22 protein-coding genes and 1 rRNA gene are annotated in these 24906 nt (G+C 38.0%); 6 read left to right on the forward strand and 17 right to left on the reverse strand.

Annotated features, from left to right (window positions below; translation table 11 throughout):
• The 14 genes from N3D17_04990 to xseA form a co-directional block, all read right to left on the reverse strand.
• On the reverse strand, positions 1-353 hold a 353-nt coding region (locus N3D17_04990), incomplete at its 3' end, for a hypothetical protein (protein ID MCX8082732.1).
• On the reverse strand, positions 343-1779 hold the full coding sequence (gene gatA, locus N3D17_04995; GenBank protein MCX8082733.1) for an Asp-tRNA(Asn)/Glu-tRNA(Gln) amidotransferase subunit GatA: 1437 nt from the start codon (positions 1777-1779) through the stop codon (positions 343-345). The genes gatA and N3D17_04990, both read right to left, overlap by 11 nt.
• A gap of 6 nt (positions 1780-1785) precedes the next feature.
• A complete protein-coding gene (locus N3D17_05000) occupies positions 1786-3045 on the reverse strand; it encodes a 3-isopropylmalate dehydratase large subunit (GenBank protein MCX8082734.1) in 1260 nt (419 codons plus the stop codon).
• 55 nt (positions 3046-3100) lie between these two features.
• Entirely contained in the window at positions 3101-4333 is a 1233-nt protein-coding gene (locus N3D17_05005) for a homocitrate synthase (GenBank protein MCX8082735.1), read from the reverse strand.
• 13 nt (positions 4334-4346) lie between these two features.
• Positions 4347-4778: a 50S ribosomal protein L13 gene (gene rplM / locus N3D17_05010; GenBank protein MCX8082736.1), complete on the reverse strand. Its 432-nt coding sequence runs from the start codon at positions 4776-4778 to the stop codon at positions 4347-4349.
• 94 nt (positions 4779-4872) lie between these two features.
• Positions 4873-5670, reverse strand: coding sequence for an amidohydrolase family protein (locus N3D17_05015; protein MCX8082737.1), 798 nt, complete (start codon positions 5668-5670; stop codon positions 4873-4875).
• Entirely contained in the window at positions 5663-6424 is a 762-nt protein-coding gene (locus N3D17_05020; GenBank protein ID MCX8082738.1) for an amidohydrolase family protein, read from the reverse strand. The genes N3D17_05015 and N3D17_05020 overlap by 8 nt, the downstream gene beginning before the upstream one ends.
• Entirely contained in the window at positions 6421-7584 is a 1164-nt protein-coding gene (locus N3D17_05025) for a hypothetical protein (GenBank protein MCX8082739.1), read from the reverse strand. The genes N3D17_05020 and N3D17_05025 overlap by 4 nt, the downstream gene beginning before the upstream one ends.
• On the reverse strand, positions 7581-8780 hold the full coding sequence (hisD, locus tag N3D17_05030) for a histidinol dehydrogenase (GenBank protein ID MCX8082740.1): 1200 nt from the start codon (positions 8778-8780) through the stop codon (positions 7581-7583). The genes N3D17_05025 and hisD overlap by 4 nt, the downstream gene beginning before the upstream one ends.
• Entirely contained in the window at positions 8777-9430 is a 654-nt protein-coding gene (rpe, locus tag N3D17_05035) for a ribulose-phosphate 3-epimerase (GenBank protein ID MCX8082741.1), read from the reverse strand. The genes hisD and rpe overlap by 4 nt, the downstream gene beginning before the upstream one ends.
• Before the next feature lie 26 nt (positions 9431-9456).
• On the reverse strand, positions 9457-10122 hold the full coding sequence (locus N3D17_05040) for a GNAT family N-acetyltransferase (protein ID MCX8082742.1): 666 nt from the start codon (positions 10120-10122) through the stop codon (positions 9457-9459).
• On the reverse strand, positions 10109-13066 hold the full coding sequence (gene mfd / locus N3D17_05045) for a transcription-repair coupling factor (protein ID MCX8082743.1): 2958 nt from the start codon (positions 13064-13066) through the stop codon (positions 10109-10111). The genes N3D17_05040 and mfd overlap by 14 nt, the downstream gene beginning before the upstream one ends.
• A gap of 6 nt (positions 13067-13072) precedes the next feature.
• Positions 13073-13288, reverse strand: coding sequence for an exodeoxyribonuclease VII small subunit (gene xseB / locus N3D17_05050; GenBank protein MCX8082744.1), 216 nt, complete (start codon positions 13286-13288; stop codon positions 13073-13075).
• Positions 13281-14591: an exodeoxyribonuclease VII large subunit gene (gene xseA / locus N3D17_05055; protein MCX8082745.1), complete on the reverse strand. Its 1311-nt coding sequence runs from the start codon at positions 14589-14591 to the stop codon at positions 13281-13283. Before xseA ends, xseB begins: the two co-directional genes overlap by 8 nt.
• A gap of 121 nt (positions 14592-14712) precedes the next feature.
• On the opposite strand from xseA, the gene N3D17_05060 reads away from it, so the two are divergent.
• From N3D17_05060 to N3D17_05085, 6 genes are all read left to right on the forward strand, one after another.
• Positions 14713-16647 carry a hypothetical protein gene (locus N3D17_05060; protein MCX8082746.1) on the forward strand — a complete coding sequence of 645 codons (1935 nt, stop codon included), beginning with the start codon at positions 14713-14715 and terminating at the stop codon, positions 16645-16647.
• A gap of 69 nt (positions 16648-16716) precedes the next feature.
• Positions 16717-18147: a glutamate--tRNA ligase gene (gene gltX, locus N3D17_05065; GenBank protein MCX8082747.1), complete on the forward strand. Its 1431-nt coding sequence runs from the start codon at positions 16717-16719 to the stop codon at positions 18145-18147.
• The gene (locus N3D17_05070; GenBank protein ID MCX8082748.1) at positions 18144-18674 is read left to right on the forward strand and encodes a D-lyxose/D-mannose family sugar isomerase; all 531 of its coding nucleotides are present in this window, start codon (positions 18144-18146) and stop codon (positions 18672-18674) included. The genes gltX and N3D17_05070 overlap by 4 nt, the downstream gene beginning before the upstream one ends.
• Positions 18675-18685: 11 nt before the next feature.
• Positions 18686-19774 (forward strand): hypothetical protein, encoded by a 1089-nt coding sequence (locus N3D17_05075; protein ID MCX8082749.1) that lies wholly within the window; start codon positions 18686-18688, stop codon positions 19772-19774.
• Entirely contained in the window at positions 19767-21149 is a 1383-nt protein-coding gene (cysS, locus tag N3D17_05080; protein ID MCX8082750.1) for a cysteine--tRNA ligase, read from the forward strand. The genes N3D17_05075 and cysS overlap by 8 nt, the downstream gene beginning before the upstream one ends.
• A complete protein-coding gene (locus tag N3D17_05085; GenBank protein MCX8082751.1) occupies positions 21124-21582 on the forward strand; it encodes a type II secretion system protein GspG in 459 nt (152 codons plus the stop codon). Before cysS ends, N3D17_05085 begins: the two co-directional genes overlap by 26 nt.
• Before the next feature lie 176 nt (positions 21583-21758).
• Here the strand turns inward: N3D17_05085 and N3D17_05090 are convergent, their stop codons facing one another.
• From N3D17_05090 to N3D17_05100, 3 genes are all read right to left on the reverse strand, one after another.
• The gene (locus N3D17_05090) at positions 21759-21968 is read right to left on the reverse strand and encodes an EamA family transporter (protein MCX8082752.1); all 210 of its coding nucleotides are present in this window, start codon (positions 21966-21968) and stop codon (positions 21759-21761) included.
• Positions 21969-22023: 55 nt separating this feature from the next.
• Positions 22024-23157 (reverse strand): molecular chaperone DnaJ, encoded by a 1134-nt coding sequence (dnaJ, locus tag N3D17_05095; protein ID MCX8082753.1) that lies wholly within the window; start codon positions 23155-23157, stop codon positions 22024-22026.
• A gap of 142 nt (positions 23158-23299) precedes the next feature.
• Positions 23300-24852, reverse strand: a 16S ribosomal RNA gene (locus tag N3D17_05100).
• Between the last annotated feature and the right edge of the window lie 54 nt (positions 24853-24906).

The raw sequence follows: 24906 nt of genomic DNA on the forward strand, positions 1-24906 counted from the left end.
TCCCACTGGTTTTCAGGGGATGCATAGTACATCGGACCTGATATAATAGGGAGAATCTGATTGCCAAACCCCATCTCTGTTACTGAAGAGGCAACCAGAACCATTATATAAACAAATAGTAATTCCCCTGATGAAAAAGCGAGGTTATATCTTATCAACTTTAATAACGTATTAAGGAACAAGACAAGTATGAAAAAAAGAAATATACCACCTGCAGGCATATGGTCTATTGCCATATAAGAACTGTGCGTGATATTTACAGAGTATTGAGATATAAATGAAATTGCAATTGATAATACAAGTCCTGTAAAAAATGCCCGTCTGGTAAGAAAATATTCCACTTTATCCTTCATTTATACATCTTTCTATAAAAGAGGCGACCTCTATAATTCTATCTTCTCGGAAATGTGGTGCTATAATCTGTAATCCAGCAGGAAGATTATCAATAAAACCAGCGGGTATACTCATTGCAGGAAGTCCCGCTAAATTTACATTGGCAGTGAATATATCGGAAAGGTACATTTTTAACGGATCTGCTGTTTTTTCACCTAACCGGAAAGGCAGTTCTGGAGTAGTGGGAGTTATAATTACATCCACTTCCTTGAATGCTTCTGTAAAGTCCTTCCTTATAAGTGCACGTACCTTCTGTGCTTTAAGGTAATATGCCTCATAATAACCGGATGAGAGTACATAAGTACCCAGTATTATCCTCCTTTTTACCTCTCTACCAAACCCCTCTCCTCTGGTATTTGTGTACATCTGGTAAAGGTCTGTATGATTATCTGTTCTGTAACCATATTTTACACCGTCAAATCTTGCGAGATTAGAACTTGCCTCTGCTGTTGCCAAGATATAATATACAGCTATCCCATATTCAGTATGGGGTAAGGAAATTCTTTTTACAATGGTTCCATTATTTTCAAGTATTCCCACCACATCCATAACTTTATTCTTTACTGTTTCATCTATCCCTTCAATAAAATATTCATCAGGTATCCCTATTCTCAGTCCTTTAATATCCCTATCCAAAAACTCAGTATAGTCAGGCACATTTATATCCACAGAAGTAGAATCGTTCCTATCACTTCCGGATATGACATTCATCATTATTGCTGTATCCCGAACATCTTTTGTAATAGGCCCTATCTGGTCCAGTGATGATGCAAAAGCAATCAGTCCATACCTTGAGACCCTACCGTATGTTGGTTTTAAACCAACCACTCCACAGAAAGATGCTGGCTGTCTTATAGAACCCCCTGTATCAGAACCCAGTGCAGCAAAACAAAGATTTGCAGCAACCGAAGCAGCAGAACCACCGGAAGAACCACCAGGAACACATTGCAGGTTAAGAGGATTTCTCGTAGGACCAAAAGCAGAATTTTCTGTAGATGAACCAAAGGCAAACTCATCCATATTTGTTTTACCTACAATGATAGCACCTTCTTTTTTTATTCTTTCTATAACAGTTGCGTTATATGGAGGGAAAAAATTTTCAAGTATTTTTGAGGCACAGGTTGCAGGCATTCCTTTCACACAGATATTGTCCTTTATTGCAACAGGAATACCTCCAAGTAGTCCTGTATTTTCTCCTCTGGCTATCTTTTTGTCTATTTCTTTTGCTTCTTCTATTGCACGTGGATTTATAGAGAGGTAACTATGGATATCCCCATCTCTATTTTCAATCTCTGATAGGATTTTTTCTGTTATTTCAACACTTGAAATGTCTTTCTTTTCAATCAGTTCTTTCAGCTCCCACAACTTCATTCTCAGGATATCCATCTCCAATCACTTTTTAAGATACTTTCGTGGGTCTGTAATTTTTCCTTCTATAGCGCTTGCTGCAACTGTCGCAGGAGAGGCAAGGTATATAAAAGCATTCTGATTACCCATCCTACCCTTAAAATTTCTGTTAGCAGTTGATATAACATTTTCCCCATCGGAAGGAATACCCTGATGTGTTCCAACACAGGGACCACAACCAGGATTGGTTACACAACCACCTGACTCAATGATGGTCTGGATATAACCCTTTTTCAAACATTCAAGATATATTGACCTGGACCCTGGAGTACATATAAGACGGACACCGGACTTTACCTTTCTTCCTTTCAGAATAGATGCTGCAACTGCAAAGTCCTCTGTTCTACCATTTGTACAGGTCCCTATAAACGCCTGATGTATCTCTGTACCTTTCACATCTTCTATGTCAGATACATTATCCACTGTATGAGGTTTTGCAACCTGAGGAGAAATGACTGATACATCTATCTCTACCTCCCTCTCATATACAGCATCTTTATCAGGGAAAACCGGCTTATATTTTTTTATTTTAAGTTTTCTGAACCATTCCTCTGTCTTTCTGTCAAACTCCATTATTCCACACTTTGCACCAACCTCTGTAGTAAGATTACACAGAGTAAACCGTTCACTCATACTTATCTCTTTTAAGGCAGGTCCTGTAATCTCCACACTTTTATAGGTTGCTCCTTCTGCCGTAAGGGTCTTAACCATATAAAGTGCAATATCCTTACCGTAGATACCCGATGATTTTTTCCCTTTTAGAATTATTTTTATGGTCTGAGGCACCTTAAACCACTGCTGCCCTGTAAGTAACGCTATAGCAAGGTCTGTAGAACCCACACCACAGGACATAATATTAAGTGCTCCATATGTTGGTGTATGACTATCTGCTCCTAAAACCAGATCTCCACTCTTCACCAGTCCTTTCTCCGGTACAAGTATATGACAGACACCTTCACCTATATCAAAGAGTTTTAGTCCGTATTTTTTTGCAAAGTCCCTCATCATTTTATGCAGTGATGAAACACCCTGACTTTGACTCGGACTGTTGTGGTCTATAACAAACGCGGCTTTTTTGGGATTAAAGACCTTTTCTCCACCTAATTCTCCAAATACCTTGATTACAAGAGGCGCAGTGCCATCCTGTGCCATCACAAAATCAACATTTGCAAGTGCAATCTCACCTGCAAAAACCTTTTTCCCTGAATGTGAAGAAAGAATTTTTTCTGCTATTGTCTGTCCCATAAATGGTTAAACTCCAAAATCTAAACACTAAATAAGATTTTCTCCCTGTTTTAATTCAGGGGGTTAGAGTAAGCAGTTCCTTTACCTCATCAGGATGCTGTGCAATAAATATCAGTTCTTCATCTGTAAGAGGCAACTGATTTTCAACATTTGCATATCTTGCTAATTCAAGTATCTTCCGTGCCTCTTTCTCATCCTTAAACTCTATGGCAAGTTTCCCATAGACATTTCTCAGTCCCTTTATCCCGCTATATTCACCCATCAATATCATCCTTCCTGTTTCTACAATCTCTGGCTCTCCTCTGCCTAATTCTTCAAAGTCATAAAGTTCATAGTTCCTGCTGTCCTTTAATGCACCATCCACATGTATTCCTGATGCATGAGCAAAAGCATTCTTACCCACACCCACCTGATTGATAGGGATAGGAACACCAAATGCATAGGAAGCATAGTGGCATATCTTCCACGCCATCTTAAGGTCTATATTCTCATCAAGTTTATACTTATCCGTAAATCCATCAGCATATTTTACCGCAAGAATAACAGAGACAAGGTCTGCATTACCTGCACGTTCACCCATACCGTTTACTGTTGTATTGATATATACATCCACACCTGCATCTATTGCTGCTTTTGCTCCTGCAACAGAACAGGCAACAGCCATCCCCAAATCATTATGGCAATGAAGTTCTATAGGAATCTTAACCTCTTTTGCCATTTTATATATCTTTTCATATATCGTAAAAGGAGAATCAAATCCGAGAGTATCACAGTATCTTACTCTATCTGCACCATTCTCCTTTGCAGTTGCGGCAAACTCAATCAAATTTTTGATTTTGGTTCTGGAGGCATCTTCAGCATTTACCCCTATGGTTTTTATTCCCTTTTCCCTCGCAAGTTTAAGTGCATCTATCATAGAAGAAAGAACATCCTTAAATTTCATCTTACCTAAAAACTTACCCACTATCATCTGTTCAGAAGTGGAAATAGATATGTTCATATGTTCTATACAAGGGACATTCTTAAAAGCAAGTTCTACATCCTCAGGTATTGCCCGCATCCAGCCAGAAAGCCGTATTGGAGAAAGCACCCCTTTATTAGCAAGTTTCATATTGGCATTAAGATAATTTATCTCATGGGAGGTTGTGGGAAATCCCGCCTCGCTCTGGAATATACCCATCTTGTTTAAGTAATAATTTATCATCGTCTTCTGCAGTTTAGAAAGCCCCAAACGTGCTGTCTGAACTCCATCCCTGTTTGTTACATCAATAATATATATCTTGTTCATTGTTTCTCCCCCCTTATATCTCTATTATCTGAGGGTTCTGTGCCTGATGTGGATGTTCATTTCCACGATAGACCTTCAGTTTCTTAATCATCTGCCTTCCTAACTTTGTTTTTGGCAACATACCTCTAACAGCCAGCATGATAACCGTTTCTGGTTTTCTATTCATCAATGAACGGAGTGTTTCTTTCTTCAGTCCACCTAAATATCCGCTATGCCTGTAGTATATCTTATCATCTAATTTTCTACCTGTTACCTTTATCTTTTCAGCATTTATAACCACAACAAAATCACCTGTATCAACATTAGGAGTCCATATGGGTTTATTTTTTCCTGTAAGAATTTTTGCAACTTCACTTGCAAGACGTCCCAGTGTCTTATCTGTGGCATCAACAAGATACCACTTTCTATTAATATCCTGTTCCTTTGCTATTAATGTACGCGTCATTTTTTCCTCCACAAGAATATTTTTTAAATAGTTTATTATACCACCTTATCTATATATGGTCAAAAAATGAAAATTCTTATGGATAAAGTAAATATCATGTAATCATGAGAAGTTTCTCGGAGTTTTTATAAAGGATGTTTCTACAGGCATCATCAGAAATACCTGAACCTAATAAAGCACCTATATAGTAATGGTGGTTAAACCATGGGAAGTCAGTCCCGAAAAGTATTCTTTCAGACCCTAACTCATCCACAAACCTTTCCAATATTCCTCTTTCATCAAGTACAGCACACAGTTCAAGATAAACATTGTCATATCTTTTTATAATCTCTATTGCATTTTCCCAGTCACCGTGTATTGAATGTCCTAAAAGTAGTTTCATCTTTTTATATTTCTTTAATATCTTTTCTACTTCTTCTGCCCCATCATAACCACTTCCACCCCAGGTATGTGACAACACAATAAGACCATTACTATCTGCATATTCAAGTACATTTCTGTATCTTTCTCCTGAAAGAGGATGTTTGTGATAATCCGCAAGGAATTTAAATCCCACATATACATCATTAAAATATCTGTCAAATGTCTTAAGGTCTTTACTTATTGCTTCAGAATGGTTAGGGTTGATTGCACAGTACGCCCTGAATATGTCTGGGTATCTTTTTACTATTTCAATACTGATTTTGTTCCCTCCTTCAGGACTGAAAAGGGCAGAGTGATGAGAAAAGACAGAAAGTTTTACCCCTGCCATTTTCATTCTTTCAGCCATTGTCTCAGGTGATGAATAAGGCATATGGGAACCATAAAACAGGCCCATATGACAGTGTATATCAATTATAGGACAGTTCTCAATCTTTCCTGAAGATAGAAATCCTTTCCACAAATTATTCATATTTTATATTATCTATTATCCGTTTGATATTTTGATATGCTATCTTTTCTTTATCTTTTTCTGCTATCTTTGAATGAATGAGTTGCAATACCGCACCCTCAATATATCTTTCAGGATAACCACTACCGAAAATAACCCTCTCTGCACCATATTTTTTCACTGTTTCTTCAATAGAACCCTCATTGAGTGAGAGTAAACTGGACTCAAGATAAACATTGTGAAATTTTTCAAGCAGTGGCCATGTATATCTATCTGTATTCCATATACCTGGATTACACAATATACAGACAAGTTCCGGGAAATTTTCAAGAAGAGAATATATCTCTTCCCATCCAACTGAAAAACCGCTCATAATATCAAAAAATACAGGAAAATGCCTGTGTTCAATCTCTGCAAGAAAATCTCCAAATGTTATTCTGTTTAAAAGATAGTTATGTTTTTTAGGAAAGAAGTTAAATCCAACAATTTTATTATCTTTTAGTTCCTTAAAATTAAATTTCTCTATCTCTCCTGTCTGGAAGGGTAAAACAGTTAATATCCCATATAGTTGTGGTTTATCTGAAATTTCCTTTATTAATATCTTATTTCCTGTGTCAGGATGTCCATCTCTTTGAGATATATGATAAACAATTGATTTTTCTATGTTCAGCGATTTTATCTTATGTACAAGTTGCTCTGAAGAGATATAAATATCTCGTGGGTCATCCATTCTTTTTCCTATATAAACATTCACATCAAAAAATTTAAGTTTCATATACTTCTGCCTCCAAAAAATATTTCTGCACTGGAGAGGAAGTAGTGAAGATATTTTTTAAGTACAGGACTGTTAAAATTATCCACAAATGGCTGACCATATTTATTCATCTCTGTTCCACATACAACAGGCATTCCCATCTTCTGGCAGGTAGTGATAAAATCATCAAGTTTTCTTATTTTAAGTTCCCTTTCATCAGTATCTTTAATATTATAGTTCCTGTCAGGGATAATCGTAATAACCTTTATTCCTTTACTCTTCATCAGTTCTAGTAGTTTTTCAGGATTTTCTTCTCCAGGATTTGTTCCATCAAGCCAGGTGCCTGTGGGAATACCCCCTGCCTTTTCTGTCATCCTTACCACATCGTCAAAAAGTGGGAAATTCTCTCTCTCCGGTGGCATATATCCAGGACCACCATATTTTATAAGATGTTTCCTCAACAGTTCCTGAAAGTCCGCTTTCTTATTAGTCCTCATCTCTTTTATCTGTTCTGCTTTCATTTTCAATATATCAGCCCAGAATATATCCACGCTTTCTCCTAATACCTCTTCTGACCTTTTCTGATATGCCTCTGTAATATGCCTTTCTGTTGGATTTCCTGAAGGAGTTAATGGTAGGACATCATTTTCATAGTCCACCATTACATCTTTAAGATATGTATTGAGTTTTTCTATAACCTTTCTGTTTCTTCCCTGTGCCAGTTCTTTCATATTTCTAAAAAACATCCCCGCTTCTTTATCCTCTTCTGGCTTTTTCAGAAAACCTTTCCCGCAGAGATAATATATCCCCGGCTCTTTTGGAGAATTTATCACAACATCTTTCATTTCATCAAGAAAGACCCTTGATTCAAAACCACCCACCACTTTTATATCTAATAATCTGCCTGCAAAAAGTGTCTCCTCAACTGCATCAAGTGAATCAAAGTCCACAGTTCCTGTATATTTAAGTCCTGTCTTCCAGCCCTCAAATACAATTCTTGAAGGAGACCAGTTGTTGTAGTTATAAGAATGAAATGTATGAAGATGCAGGTTAATCCATGGTTTTAAATCCATATATCTCTGAACTTTACCTTTTTTTATTAACTCTACAATAGTTTTAAGTGCTCCTTCTCTTTTTTCTTTATTAAAATCCGAAAGCAAAGTAATAGTATCTTCCATCATTTTCCTTTCCTTACAGAGAGAGAGGTTTTATGACAGGGAAGTCCTTCCAGTTCAGGAAGAAATTCCATTATATCCCCATATTTCTTGTATAAACCTTTTTTTCCTGAAATTACAGCATAGCTTCTTAAAAAGGTATAAACGGAAATCCCGGAAGAAAAACGAGAACTTCTTCCTGTGGGTAGTGTATGACTGGGACCTGCAAAGTAATCACCTAATGTAGCAGGAGAATAATCACCTACAAATATAGCACCTGCCACCACTTTATTTATAAATGTCTCAGGATTTTTACACATCAGTTGTAGATGTTCAGGAGCAATATAGTTTATTATATCTATTATCTCTCTGTTATTTTTTACACAAATCCAGTAGCCCCCTTTAACATTCTTGCTTACCATCTCTGCCTGCTTTTCGGATGTCGTTATCAGTATTCCAAGTCCATCCCTGTGTTCTATCTGTGCATTCATATCTGCTGAAATAAACCCAGGGTCGCCTGTACCATCAGAAAATATAACCAGTTCACTGGGTCCTGCTGGAGTATCTATGTTAACATCGCCTGACACGAGAACTTTTGCTGTATTAACATATTTATTCCCTGGGCCTGCTATAATATCAACCGGAGGAACTGTCTCTGTCCCATAAGCAAAGGCAGCGATTGCCTGAGCACCACCAATAGCGAAAATATCCTTAACTCCAAGATATCCCAGTACCCCTGTAATCAAAGGATGTACACTACCATTAAAAGAAGGAGGGCTTGCTACATATATCTTTTTTACTCCTGATACGGAAGCAGGAATAACTGTCATAAGCACTGTAGAAACAAGGGGGGATTGTCCTGCGGGTATATAAATACCTGTACTCTCAACAGGAGAAAATCTAAATCCTACGGAGATGTCCTTTTCTTTCAAAATAAACCCTTTCGGAATCTGTCTTTTATGGTATCTCTCTATCCTTTTTTTTGTTATTTCTATAACTTTTAATATCTTTTTATCAACATTTTTTTTCGCTCTCTCTATATCTTCTTTAGAAACCTTAATTTTTACATTTTCTACCCCATCAAATCTTTCAGTGAACTTTATAAGCGCCCTATCTCCTCTACTTCTAACTTCATCTATAATCTCTCTTACCTTCTTCTCTATGTTAATCTCCCTTCTTTTTTTCAATAAAAATTTTAATTCATCAAATGTTATTCTTTTCATCTGCGCAGTCCCTCTATTACCTCTTTATAGTTTTTATTACCGAAGATAAATGACCCTGCTATGATTATATCTACACCTGCCTTTTTTACAATATCTGCTGTTTTATAATTTATACCTCCATCAACAGATATATCAAAAGAAAGTCCCTTTTTTTCTCTCATTTCAGCCACCATTTCTATCTTCGGGACAACATCTGTTATAAACTCCTGCCCTCCAAAACCAGGATTAACTGTCATAATAAGCAACTGTTCAATATCTTCAAGAAAAGGATATATCAACTTTATATCAGTAGGAGGATTTATCACAAGACAGACCTGTCTTCCATATCCATGTATCTTCTCTATGAGTTGTTTATGGTTTACATCGCACTCTATGTGTATCCCTATTACATCTGCCCCTGCATCAGCAAAACTTTTCCAGTATCTTTCTGGTTGAGAAATCATAAGATGTGCCTCAAAAGGTAAATCAGAATATTTTCTTATTGCCTTGAGTACCATAGGACCAAACGTGATATTGGGAACAAAGTGTCCATCCATTACATCAAAATGTATAAAATCCGCACCTGCTTCTGTTACTGCCTTTACTTCTTCTCCGAGACGGCTGAAGTCCGCAGAGAGAAGGGATGGTGATATTCTTATTCTTTTTGTCATAGGTTTAATTTTAGCATATTTATATTCTAATCTGTTAATTTCTTCCCCAATACAAACCTGTACAATCTCTCAGGATAAATATAGGAAAAACATGTAATTATTTTCTTGCTTAATATGTTAAACCCCTGTCTTTCAAAAAATTTTACTGCATTATATGAGATGGTTGTAAGATAAACACCTTTTATTTTCTCATCCTGTAGATAGGAAAGATACGCTTCTATAAGTTTCCTGCCTGTACCGATACCTCTATATTCTGAAGATATATTTATATGAAGGGTAGCAGGATAATCTTTAGAAACATCTGTTGTGATTAACTCTTTTTTAAAGAGTGAAAGTAGGCAGTTGGAAAGAAACAGAAAATTTTTGCTGCTTAGAATTGAACGGCTTAAGAGAAATTTGATTACTACAGAAGGTAAGATTTTTTTCATAAATATCTTTTTCTGTTTTTTTATATCTTTACAGCCGGTGAGATACCCCACAACTTCTCCATTAATCTCTGATACAAAGAGCGATTCTGGTTCATAATCAGTATAATAAACCGTAAATAAATCAGATAAGACATCACGCCCATAAAAAAATTGCTCTGCGGACTCTCCGAGAAATGCAGTGTCATAGTATATTTTTCTTATTAACAATCTATCTTCTTTCTTATATTTTCTTACCGTGATATTACATTGTTTATTGATATCCATTTATATTATTTAACAAACCCACCCATTCTTCAGGTGGAGGACCAAATCTGTCTTTCATTTCCTCAACCAGTCCATAAATGTCTTTCTTATCTTTGATTTCTGCGATACGTCTGTAAAGGTACAATCTTATGGCAGGACTCTGTATATATTCATATGGTATAACCGGTATCTTTTTGATTTTAAAGTGTTCTACACCCCTTTCTTTTCTGATTTCTCCCATTATCTCCTTCCAGAACATACAGTACAGTTCAAAACCAACCTGCTGGATAAATCCATGCTGTTGCCTTCCGAGTATATTCCCCGCACCTCTTATTTCAAGGTCCTTTAATGCAATCTTATAACCACTTCCTGGTTTATTCAACTGCTGTATGGCTGATAGACGTTCTTTTGCCTCTTTTGAAAGACAGGAAGGGTCAGGATAAAAGAAATACGCATAAGCACGCCATTTATATCTACCAACCCTACCTCTTAACTGATAAAGGTCTGCCAGTCCAAATGTATGGGCATTATCTACAATCAGGGTATTTGCTCTCGGTACATCTATACCACTTTCTACAATACTTGTAGCCACAAGAATATCTATCTCCCCTGCTGAAAACCTCTTCATAATAGAGGCAAGTGTTCCGGGATTCATCCTTCCATGTGCTATCTCTACTGCTGGGGCAAAAGGAAGCATATTAAGTATTTTATCTCTTACCTTTTCAATATCGTATATCCTGTTGTGAAGATAAAAGACCTGTCCCTTTCTTTCAAGTTCTCTTATAATTGCTTCTCTTACAAGTTTCTCATTATATCTACCAACATAGGTAATCACTGAAAGCCGTCCCTGTGGAGGGGTCTCTATCACACTTATATCCAATATTCCTGAAAGAGCCATATAGAGAGTTCTCGGTATAGGTGTTGCGGTAAGTGTAAGAACATCTATATTTTTAAATTCTCTTTTTATCTTTTCTTTATGTATGACGCCAAACCTCTGCTCTTCATCAATAATAAGCAGTCCTATATTGTTAAATCTAACATCTTCCTGTAACAACCTATGAGTTCCTATAACTATATCAATCTTTCCTTCTCTTAACTCCTCAAGAACTTCCTTCTGCTCTAAAGGAGTAATAACCCTTGAAAGCATCTCTACCCTTACGGGAAAGTCAGCGAAACGTTCTTTAAAAGTTAAAAAGTGCTGGAGTGCAAGAACAGTTGTAGGGACGAGCACAGCAACCTGCTTGCCACTTATAACTGCCTTACATGCTGCCCTCAATGCCACCTCTGTCTTTCCATATCCAGAATCCCCGCATACAATCCTGTCCATAATAATATCTGACATCATATCTTTTTTAACCTCATCTATTGCTTTCTGCTGGTCTTCTGTCTCTGTATAAATAAAACTACTGTCAAATATCTTCTGAAATTCCTCATCCGGCATAAATACAAAACCCCTCTCCCTTTTCCTTGTTATATAAAGTTGATAGAGGTCTGCTGCAATATCCCTTATTGATTCCCTGACCTTTTCTCTGATTTTTATCCAGCCCTTACCTCCGAGTGTAGATACCTTAGGCTTTCCTGTCCCTATATACTTATGGATAAGAGGTATCTGGTTAAGTGGCACATATAATCTATCCCCTCTTTCATACTCTATTACAGCAAATTCTTCTCTTATGTCTCCTGTATCAAGTAATTTCATCCCTTTGAAAATACCGATACCCTCATTATAATGTACAACATAATCACCTTCCTTTATTTCAGAATAACTTTTCACAGGTATTGTCTCTGCGTAGTGCCTGCCTGTATATCTTCTCACTCTGTATCTTCCAAATAGTTCATCATTACTCAAGATAGTAATACCTGCTTGGGGAAAGAAAAATCCAGAGGAGATACCACCCTGAAAGAATTTTATTGCAGATATATCTATATCCCTTTCTTTTAATATATCTTTCAATCGGGTCTCTTGAGAAACATTATCTGAAAATATAAAGATTTTCTCCTGTGAAAAAGGTATCCATTTAAACGGTTCGGTTAGATTGAACCTTTCAGAGACAGGTAAAACATTAAAATAAAATACTTCACATTTTCTGTCAGAACTCATTTTGTCTTCCAGTATCACTGCTTTCTTTATCAGTGTATCAAATACATCTTCAGAAAAATATCCTGCCTTTTTAATTTCGCCAAATAACCGGGAATTATAAAACCTCTCAGGTTCTATGATAAAAACCCTCACATTTTTAATATCCTCAGTAATATATGTCTCTTCCTCTCCTACAAATCTTTCGTTAAGTGGTATTATCTTAAATTTGTTTATCTTTTCAAAAGAGACCTGGCTTGCCACCTCAAATCTTCTTATGGATTTAATATAATTCCCTGAAAACTCCACTCTCACAGGGAATTCCCTATCCAGAGGAAAAACATCTACAATATATCCCCTTCTGGCAAAGTCCCCTGGTTCTTCAACCACATCTGTTTGTTCATACCCATAATCCAGTAAGGAAGAAATGAATTTATCCCTTCGTATATTATCTCCCGTATTGCAATAAATACATCTTTTTTTGAAAGCATCCATAGAAGGAATTTTTTTAAGAATTGATAATGGTTGAGCAATAAGTAAGAATGGTTTTTCTCCAGAAGCGATTTCTGTAAAAACACTCACCCTTTCAAACATAACAGGAGATATCCTGTCTTCATCCTTAAGAAAAATCTCTGGAGAAGGAAGAAGTTTTATATCTTCTTTTTTCTCAATAAATGACTTAACATCATTAAAAAATGTATCAGCAAAGAGTTCATCGGGAAGAACAACGATGAAATTTTTTTGAATCTCTGTAAAAAAATACGCAATCAGTGCAGAAAAAAAAGATTTATTTCCACCTCTTATTGTATATACCTCGCCCTTTTCAGTCAGTTTTTTTATATAAGAAGTGTCATTCCCTTTGAACAAAGAATTTAAAAGGTTTTTCATCCTTTACTATTTATTCTCTTTGTCTTCTTCAAGAGAAGAAAGGACTTCTTTTACTTCTGCTTCTGTATCTCTCAATTTTGCTTTACAATATTTGATAAGAAACGATGCCCTCTTTACCTTATCAAGAAGATTATCAACATCTATCTCTTCATTCTCTATTTCTCTTACTATCTCTTCCAGTTCAGAAATCGCTTTTTTATAGGTGAGTTTATTATCAACCATTTTTCTCCTCCACTCTGCTTTTTATTTTTCCCTTATACAGATATGTTTCTATTACGTCTCCTTTTTCTATATTCTGCGGGTCCTTTATAACCCTGCCTTCTTTAAATGTAATGCTATACCCCCTTTTTAATATATTTACAGGATTCATCAGCACTACTTTCCCTTCATTTTTTTCAAGAAAATTTATATGTGCCTTCATATACAATCGTATAGAAGAAAATATATTTTCCGGCATATGTCTTAAAAAGAACTCCCTTGAAACGATACATTTTGAAACATTATTCTTGAAATCTGATATAGCGGTATTGAAACTCTGTTTTACATTATGAATAAAAAAATCAGTAAATATATTAAATTGTTTTGCAGTATTTGCCAAAAATGTCTTCTGTTCAATAATGATATTACCTGTAAAACTTACAAGACGGCTACCTGAATCTTCCAGCATATCTTCAAAACTCCTTGTTTTTTTTACAATAAACTCTCCTGTAGCAGTAGGTGTTATCATCTTTTTATAAGAAACAATATCTACAACGGTCTCATCACGGGTATGTCCTATACCTGAAAGCACCGGTATAGGGAAGTCAGCGATTGCTTTCCCTAAATTATAACTGTCAAAACAGTGTAGGTCTATATTATCTCCTCCCCCTCTGATAATAACAAGAACATCATAATTTTTTACTCTATTTCTGCACATCCTCAAAGCAGACAGGATAGATTCTTCTGCCTGTTCTCCCTGCATATATGCGGTGAAAAGTGCAACAGAAAATTTATACCCGTACGGGTTATTATGAAGCGTGTTAAGAAAATCCTCATAGCCGGCTGATGACTCTGAAGATACAACTGCTATATGCTGAGGAACCAGAGGAAAAGGAAGTTGCTTATTTTTATTAATGAGCCCTTCTTTTTCAAGTTTTTCAAGGATTTTCTTACGTGTCAGGGCAAATTCTCCCAATGTATAGGAAGGGTCTATATCCACTATATTCAACCTTAACCCATATAATTCATGAAAACGTACTTCTATAAGTAGAAGGACCTTCATTCCCTCTCTCAGTTCTTCTCCCACTGTATCTCTGAATTTTTTAAGTATCCTGGTAAGATTACTATTCCAGATGGTCCCTGTGGCTTTTGCAACAACTGTTTCTTTCTCCTTTTCTACGAGGTCAAGGAAGCAATGCCCTGATGTACGGTGGATGTTGAGCCGTGCTATCTCCGCTGTGATTTTATACTGTAATGGATATGCCACTTCAAACACATTTCTGACCTGCTCAAGAAACTCCCTTAATGTTAATATCTCAGTTGCCATATTGTCATCTCTGTTATTTAATTATACCGTATAAAACAAAAGGTAAAAAAGTTTGACAAAAGTAATGGAGTGTCTATAATTCTTTCATATTCATAAATTTAATTAACTAAGGAGTGACAAAATGAAAAGGATAGAGAAAACATCTTTTGGATGGCGTTTAAAAGGTGGAAAATTGTTGCTGGATATGGAGAGAAAAACCGGTGATATAAGAAGTATAATAATATCTGGAGATAAAAAGTTTGTATGGACACCTGCTAAATGTGGTGTATCTGTCTGTGATGACCTTACAGGTAGAAAATATACAGGAAAGGACGTTAAAAATTTACGATTTTTTATCAACAGAAATACACTGACTGTTCAGAAAACCTTCAAGGATGCACCTTTTATACTCACGGAGGAATATACTGTTGAAGACGATGAAATAAAATGGGATGCTACACTTAAAATGGAAAAAGGAGTTTTTCGTTCCTGTTCCATTGTGTATTCAATCCCCTGGGCACAATCAGCATATGGTAATGCTCTCTGGGCAGCAAAAGATGGTATGCCCTCTGAGTTAGGAAGATTTGGGGGTTTTTCCTTTGAATATGGAGATTTTAACTGTGGTATCCTTCTTCCTGCTCTTTGTGTATGGCGCAAGGAAGAGAAAACAGGACTGCTTATCACTATGCCTTTTGACTTTCAAACACCGAGGTTCCGTTTTGTTAGCGGATATCGTGAACCATTTCTGGATGTAAGATACGACTGGCTTGCACTTTGTGAAAATCAACCTGCACGAGCATCCTTTATCCTCCGTGCCGCTTTCGGTGGCTGGAGACCTTCTCTCGGTTATCTTTATGAACGATTTAAGGAGTACTTTGCCCCTCGTTCCAAGACAATTCATAATCTATGGGGTGGCCATATAAGTGGTAATTATACACTTTCTCAACAAGATGCAGAAACAATGTCAGAGTTAGGACTTAAGTGGTATGAGATACATGGACACTTCCCTTTGTATGGAAACTATCATCCTGAAGGTGTGAAGAAGTGGACGCCGGGACACCCGGTAAAATCAAAAAAAGGACCTTTTATTACAGTAGATATTATTAAAAAAACGATAAAGACCCTCCACAGTGTAGGTGCTGCAGCACTTCCTTATATACAGGTCTCAGGAGACGGGGATGATACATTGCCTGAAAAGATTGTTAAAAATTCATGGGTTAGAGACATCTATGGTAATAAATGCTCTGCCTGGCCAGGTACTCACCTTTTAAACTCTGACCTTTCTCTACCTTTCGGAAAGGACATGGTAAGGCAGATAAAGGGAATGGTAGAAAGGTATCCTGAAATTGATGGGGTTTTTGTTGACCAGGCATGCTATAATTCTCTTGATACCGGTCACAGTGATGGAATTACTGCATTTAATAATCGTCCTGCATATATGACCGGGTTAAACTACCTTACGCATCTTGAACTCCTTTCAAAACTACTCCATCCCGATAAGGTTATCATCGGCAATGGCCCATTTGGCATAGGAATTATGAAGTATATAGACGGTTTTATGGCAGAAAGTCATGGATGGTTGTGTAACCATTTACAATATTATGCTCTTGAAAAACCGATGTTCTTTCTTGATTACAGGAACAATGACCGTGCAGTAGAAGAGATGTTTCAGAACTGCCTGGTATATGGGGCTGGCTTCACAAGTTCCACACATGTTTATAAAACATCCAGAGACCTGTATAATATGTATATACCTGTCCTTCAGCGGCTATTCAGACGGAGATGGGTATTTGAGGAAAACCCTATTATTTTACCTCCTGGGTTCAATGGAAATCTGTTTTTATCCGAAAGAGGAACCTTTGTAGCAAGTATTGCAAGCAAAATAGGAAGAAATACAAACAGATACATTCCACCTGAAACTGTATATATAAACTCAAAGAAGGTAGATAAAACCCGCAAAGTTATTCTTTACAGACCCGGGGAAAAACCCGAAAGTGTAAAATTTTCAGTAAAAGGTACTACCCTTCAGTTTGATATTCCAGGCAATACTGTAGCAGGTGTGGCTGAACTCATCTGAACTAATTTATTGACTGATCAAGGCAAATCCTGATAGAATTATTGTATTATTATAGAGGAAGGATATTATATGGTAAGGGTAAGATTTGCTCCAAGTCCTACAGGTTATCTTCATATAGGGAATGCAAGAACAGCGCTTTTTAACTATCTTTTTGCGAGGAAAAACAAAGGTAGTTTTATTTTGAGGATAGAAGATACAGATACAGAGCGTTCTAAAAAGGAATATGAAGCCGCGCTGATAGAAGACCTTAAGTGGATAGGGCTTGACTGGGATGAAGGTCCTGATATTGGAGGTAATTCTGGTCCTTACAGACAGATGGAACGGCTTGATATATACAGAGATATATCTGAAAAATTATTAAAGGAAGGGAAGGCATATAGATGCTATTGTTCAAGAGAAGAGATAGAGAAAAGGAATGTATCAGCAGGTAAAAATGCCTCTGCTGGTTATGATAACCGATGCAGAACATTAACAGAAGAAGATAAGAAGAAATATGCATCAGAAGGTAGAAAACCAGTGGTACGGTTTATTGTTCCTGAAAAAAATATAACCGTTGATGATATTATCAGGGGGCGTGTTGTATTTGAAAGCCAGCACCTCCCTGATTTTGTTATAATGAAGTCAGATGGACTTCCTACATTTCATTTTGCTGTAGTAGTGGATGACTTCCTTATGGAAATCACCCATGTAATAAGAGGAGAAGACCATCTCTCAAATACACCCAAACATATCCTTCTTTTTGAAGCGCTGAATGCACCTGTACCACAGTTTGCTCATATGTCAATGACTCTCGGACCTGATAAAACCCGCTTAAGTAAAAGACATGGGGCTACATCTGTCAGGGCATATAGAGAATCAGGATATCTGCCAGAAGCATTCTTTAATTATATATCTCTGCTCGGATGGGGAACTACAGATAGCCAGGACATCTTCTCTAAGGAAGAGTTGATAGATGCTTTCTCTCTTGAAAGGTGTCAGAAAGCCAGTGCTGTCTTTGACCCTGAAAAACTTCTCTGGATGAATGGCTATTATATAAGGAAGGCTTCTCCTGAAAGGTTGTTAGAACTTTCCATTCCATTTCTCAAAGAGTCAGGTATTGTGAGAGATGCTTTATCGGAATATGAAAAAGAGTATCTTGAAAAAGCGATAGCACTGGAACAGGAAAAGATTAAGATACTGAAGGATATGCCGTACCACATAGGGTTCTTTGTCAAAGAGCCAAATTACGAGGAAGAAGCAGTGAGTAAATACCTCTCAGAGAAAGGGAAAAAAGTGCTTTCAGAGGTACTTCCAGTACTTGAAGTGTGTGAACACTGGTCAGGTTCGGTAATTGAAGAACATGTAAGAAAGTTCTGTGAAGAAAATAGATATAAACCATCTGATGTCTTTCATCCTTTAAGGGTTGCTGTAAGTGGAAAAACAAAAGGACCAGGACTTTTTGAAATGCTTGAACTACTGGGAAAAGAAAAAGTGATAGAACGGCTAAGGAGGTGGATATGATAAGCAAGGAAAAACAGGAGGAACTAAAAAGAAGGTCTCTTGAACTTTTGAAAAAGGCAGGTATTGTTATTACAGAGAAAGAATATGAAAATATGGAAGTGGTGGAGTTAGAACTGGGTATTCCTGAGATGATAGGTGCCCAGATAATCGTATATGAGAATAATGACAGATACTGTGCAAAAGAACTGATTATGCTGCCACGACAGACCTGTCCTGAACACAGACATCCACCAATTTCACCATCCAATCCAGGTAAACAGGAGACATTCAGGTGTAGATACGGAGAGGTGTATCTTTATGTCCCGGGTGAGCCGGTAAAAAATCCAAAAGCAATACTTAAAGCGAGAAAGGAATACTTTACTGTCTGGAATGAAATCATTTTAAAACCTGGGGACCAGTACACTTTACCACCTGATACACTACACTGGTTCCAGGCAGGGGATGAAGGTGCTATTGTTTCTGAATTTTCATCAACGAGTATGGATGAAACAGATGTTTTTACAGACCCTGATATAAAAAGGGTATAGAGGGGTCTTCTATGGAATTTAAACCAAATTTTGAAGAACTCCAGCCATATTATGAAGCATTCTGGAACTGTGAAGTACTTGATAAAATAGCAGTGATTGTAAAAGCACCCAAGAGGAAAGGTTCTGATATCAGTTGGTTCAACCGGTTTACTCCTTATTTTCTCGTTACCCAGAAGCCAGATATTATTTTGGATGCCTTTGAAGAATATCTAAAAGAGGTTTATTACGGAGGACTTGCGGTTCCATACTTTCTCCCTTTTTTAGGTCCGGATATACTTTCTGCTTTTCTCGGAGCAGAAATACAATTTTCTCCAGAATCAAAAGAAACCTCCTGGATTGACTGGTCAAAACCTCTCTTGCCTGATTATAAAAATTTGGAACAACTTTATATAGATGAGAGCAACCCTTTATACCAGAAGTATTTAAACCTTACCAAAGCGGCTGCAGAAAGGGGTAAGAATAGATATATTGTAGGAGTTACTGACCTGCACAGCAATTTTGATGCCCTATGCGTTTTAAGGGGTGGTCCTGATAGAGCATGTATGGATTTGATTGACTATCCTGAAGAGGCAAAAAAGGTAATAAACTTTTTATATAAGGCATGGCAGAAGGTCTATGATGATTACTGGTCCATAGTAAAAGATATACAGAAAGGAAGCACAACATGGATAGACATATGGGCACCTGGCAAGATGTTTCCTGTCCAGAACGATTTTTCCTGTCTTGTTTCTTCTTCTGTATATAAAGAGTTTTTCCTTGAAGAGTTGTTATGGGAAATAGAATATCTTGACTACTCCATATATCACCTTGATGGAGTGGAGGCACTGCAACATCTTGATATTTTACTTGATATCCCTAAACTTAATGCAATCCAGTGGGTATCAGGAGCAAAGTTCAGCAGTGTAAGTATTGAAAGGTGGATACCTCTTTATCAGAAGATACAGGCAAAGAAAAAAGCAATTATAGTATATCCTAAATTACATGAGATAGATATTGTTCTTGAAAATTTGAGACCAGAAGGGCTTTTGTTATCATTAAGTTGTAGTTGTCAGGAAGAAGCAAAAGAAGTATTGAAAAAATTGGGATGGAAAAATGATTAGGTTTTACAATACACTTACAAAGAGAAAGGAAGAGTTTAAACCCCTTGAAGAAGGTACTGTTAAACTCTATACCTGTGGTCCTACGGTTTATGACCTTGCACATATAGGAAACTTCCGTGCCTATGCCTTTGAAGACCTGTTACATAGATATCTTGAATACAGTGGATATAAAGTAATAAGGGTAATGAATATAACCGATGTGGATGATAAGACAATAAAAGGTGCTCAAAGGGAAGGAATAAATCTGAGGGAATACACGGACAGATACATTTCTGCATTTTTAAAAGATATGGAGACACTCCGACTTAAAAAACCGGATTATCTTCCGAGAGCAACAGACCATATCCCTGAGATGGTTTCTCTTATAAAAAAACTTTTAGATAAAGGTTATGCTTATTATAAAGACGGTTCTATATACTTCAGTATAGCAAAATTTCCTTCTTATGGCACACTTGCAGGTATAGATATTTCAGAGATAAAACCCGGCGCAAGGGTGGATGTGGATGAATACGAAAAAGAGGATGTGCGGGACTTTGCTCTGTGGAAGGAGGAAAAGGAAGGGGTATTCTGGGATACAGAGATAGGAAGGGGTCGGCCTGGCTGGCATATAGAGTGTTCTGCTATGAGTATGAAGTATCTGGGAGAGAGTTTTGATATACATACAGGCGGTGTTGATAATATCTTCCCGCACCATGAAAATGAAATTGCACAGAGTGAGGCAGCCACAGGTAAAAAATTCGTAAACTACTGGTTACACTGGGCACATCTTCTTGTAAACAATGAGAAGATGTCAAAATCAAAAGGAAACTTTTATACACTCAGGGATATACTTAATAAAGGGTATAACCCTGTGGCTATAAGGTACCTTCTTCTTTCTACACATTACAGGGACCCGCTGAACTTTACAGAAAGGTCTCTTGTTCAGGCAGAAAACACAATAAAAAACTATAATGCCTTCTATCAGGCACTGGACTTCTGCAAAGGAGATAAAACGAATAAGGATATAAAGGACGCAATAGTTAAAGCAAGAGATGGTTTTACAGGTGGTCTTGATGATGACCTGAATATCTCTCTCGCTCTTTCAGAGGTCTTTAATCTTATGAAGAAGGTCAATACATACATAACAGATGGTTCTCTATCACTGGTAGATGCATTATATATCAAAAATTTTCTTGAAGAGATAGACAGTATCCTTGTAATACTTGATAAAGAGAAGATAGAACTTACAGAACAAGAAAAAGCATTAGTTAAAGAAAGAGAAGAGGCAAGAAGGGCAAAGAATTTCCAGAAGGCAGATGAGTTAAGAGAGATATTGAAAACAAAAGGAATAATATTAGAAGACACCCCCTATGGAACAAGATGGAAAAGGTTATAAAAAAGGTATGACGCTTATAGAGATTCTTGTTGTAATTGCTATTATTTCTGTGATTGCTGCATTTTGTCTTCCTGTCTATCGTAAAGCAAAAGTAAGGGCTCTTATAGTAAAGACACAGGCAATAATAAACTCTCTTGAAGCAGCGCTCTCTATGTATAGCACTGACTTTGGTGATTATCCACATTATACTGGAGAAGGAACAACCTTTCTTGTATTAATTCTACAGGGTCCAGTAGATAGCCCTTTCTGGAAAGGTCCTTATATGAGATTTAAGAAAGAAGACCTTGACAGCGCAGGAAACATACTTGATTCATGGAAGATGCCCCTTTATTATAGATACCCGCAGGATGAATATCAAAATATTCCCTATCTTATCTTTTCTGCTGGTCCGGATAGAAAATATGACACCCCTGATGACATAGGCAACTGGTGATTATTTCAAAGGAGCAATTTTATTTATGCCACATTACTTATGGATTATTAACTTTATCAATATCTAAGTCCTATATAGAGTGAAACAACAATTGTCAGCATACCCGGTTATTATAAGAAGCGTTATCTTTTCTTTTAAAAACCATGCAAAAATAAGTATAAAGATAGGGTTAGCATTCATAAGAATACTGGAGGATGTTGCTGTGGTATATTTAAGGGATGTAAAATCAGAATATTTAATAAGAATATACAGGCGGACATACATCTCAGAAAGACAAGGATGACAGGGTTGACATTCTCATCACTTAATATAAATCTGCCAACAACAAAAACAGTTCCCCAGCTGATAGAGGCAAACAGAGTACAGATATATCCTTTTGTTTTCATATGATTTTATTGTTTTAAGTAGAAACGATATACTTCCATAAATAAAAGTATAGTTTTATAGATTGTCCCTGAATTTTTTTATTTCAGGATAATTAGCAGGACTTTCTATCTCTTTAATTTGCTGGTAAAGTTGTCTTTCCTGTCTTGAGAGTTTTTCAGGAATAACAACCTTTACTTTTACCAGCAGGTCCCCTTTGCCGTATCCAGATATCCTTGGTAGTCCAAGATTTCTTAACCTTAAAACTGTACCTGTCTGTGTACCTGGTGGTACTTTCATTTTTACCTTGCCTGTAAGAGTAGGAACTTCTATTTCATCTCCGAGAACTGCCTGTGTAATCGTTATGGGAACCTCACATACAATATCAGAATGAACCCTTTCAAAAAGTTTATCTTTTTCAATAAATACTGTGATATAAAGGTCTCCTCTTGTCCCATGGTAAAGCCCTACATCTCCCTGTCCTTTAAGACGTAAACTGCTTCCATGTTCAATTCCTGCAGGGATTTTTACAAGAATTTTATGCATATCTTTTACCCTGCCTGTACCCCTGCAGTTAGTACAGGGATCTCCTATCACCTCTCCCTCTCCCTGACACTTCGGACAGGTTGTCGCCACAGTAAAAAACCCACTGCTTTTTACAACTCTGCCCTGTCCCTTACATTGCGGACATATTTTCTTTCCTTCTCCCTGTGCTTTACTACCACTTCCCTTACATACAGGACATTCATCATATCTTGAAACATTTATATATTTCTCTGCTCCTGTTGCTACCTCTTTTAATGTTACATACATCCTGTATTCTAAATCAGAACCCCTGTGCTGTCTTTGTCTCGTAGATGTTCCTCCACCAAACCAGTCACCTCCAAGCCCATCAGAAAAAAATGTGTTGAATATATCTCCGAATATATCAGAGAAATCCATACGGACTCTGGAAAAATCCTGTGTCCAGTCAAATCCCTGTGGTCCAAATCCAGCATGTCCATACTGGTCGTATATCTTTCTTTTTTCAGGGTCGCTTAAAACCTCATATGCTTCTGTAACTTCCTTAAACTTTTCCTCTGCTTCTTTATTACCAGGATTTCTATCAGGATGGTATTTCAAAGCAAGTGCTCTGTATGCCTTTTTTATTTCATCTATAGAAGCATCCCTGTTAACTCCAAGTACCTCATAATAGTCCCTTTTCTCTTCCATCTCTCTTCTTCCTCTTACGATTACTACAAGTGGTTTATTTTACCACTGCATACAAAAAAAAAGCAAGGGCTTTTATACCCTTGCTTTCTTTTCCATTCAATAAGAAGTGGAGGTATACGGACCTCGGTTTATTACTCCATAGAAAGGAGGTGATCCAGCCGCACCTTCCGGTACGGCTGCCTTGTTACGACTTCGCCCTCCTTACCGAGCGTACCCTATCTGCTCTTACGAGCATTTTCAGGTACCCCCGACTCAGTTGGCGTGACGGGCGGTGTGTACAAGGCCCGAGAACGTATTCACCGCGGCGTTGCTGATCCGCGATTACTACCGATTCCAGCTTCATGCAGGCAGGTTGCAGCCTACAATCCGAACTGGGGCCGGTTTTTTGGGATTTGCTCCACCTTGCGGTTTTGCTTCCCTTTGTACCGACCATTGTAACACGTGTGTAGCCCTGGACATAAGGGGCGTGCTGACTTGACGTCATCCCCACCTTCCTCCGTGTTAACCACGGCAGTCCCTGCAGAGTGCTGCCTTTGAGGCGAGTAACTGCAGGCAAGGGTTGCGCTCGTTCCGGGACTTAACCCAACACCTCACGGCACGAGCTGACGACAGCCATGCACCACCTGTGCCGGCTTCCTGACAGAGTCAGGATCCCTTCCCTTTCGGGTCAGTACTACCGGCATGTCAAGCCCAGGTAAGGTTCTTCGCGTACCATCGAATTAAACCACATGTTCCACCGGTTGTGCGGGCCCCCGTCAATTCCTTTGGGTTTCAACCTTGCGGCCGTAGTCCCCAGGTGGGATGCTTAACGTGTTAACTTCGGCACCGATCCGTTTTACCGGACCGACACCCAGCATCCATCGTTTACAGCGTGGACTACCGGGGTATCTAATCCCGATCGCTCCCCACGCTTTCGTCCCTGAGCGTCAGTTCAGGAATAGAAGGCCGCCTTCGCCACTGGTGTTCCTGCCGATATCTACGCATTTCACCGCTACACCGGCAGTTCCGTTTCCCCCCTCTGGACTCATAGTTAAACAGTATCAGTTCCTATTCTCTGGTTGAGCCAGAGGATTTAAAAACTGACTTGTTTAACCGCCTGCGGACCCTTTACACCCAGTAAATCCGGGTAACGCTTGCCCCCTCCGTATTACCGCGGCTGCTGGCACGGAGTTAGCCGGGGCTTCCTCCAGCGGTACCGTCATCCGGAAAACCGGAATTCTTCCCGCTTGACAGGGTTTTAAGACCCGAAGGCCTTCATCACCCACGCAGCGTCGCTGGATCACCCTTTCGAGCATTGTCCAAGATTCCCCACTGCTGCCTCCCGTAGGAGTCGGGGCCGTATCTCAATCCCCGTGTGGCTGGCCGTCCTCTCAGACCAGCTACCCGTCTTCGCCTTGGTAGGCCATTACCCTACCAACTAGCTGATAGGACTCAAGCCCATCCCTTAGCGGACTGTTATTCACAGCCCTTTCCTTTTTCAGTGAGCACACCGAAAAAGGATATCTGGTATTAGTTCACCTTTCGGTAAATTATCCCAGTCTAAGGGGTAGGTTACTCAAGTGTTACTCACCCGTTCGCCGCTTTCCCCTGAGAAGTTCTATCCGAAAATAAAACTCCTCAAGTTCGTCGCACGACTTGCATGTGTTAGGCACGCTGCCAGCGTTCACCCTGAGCCAGGATCAAACCCTCATCAGAATTTTTTGAGGTCCGAATACCTCCAACTTTTCAAAGAACTACTTTTTTTTAGCA

The sequence above is a fragment of the bacterium genome, from assembly GCA_026414725.1.
Taxonomy (GTDB): Bacteria; Ratteibacteria; UBA8468; order B48-G9; family JAFGKM01; genus JAAYXZ01.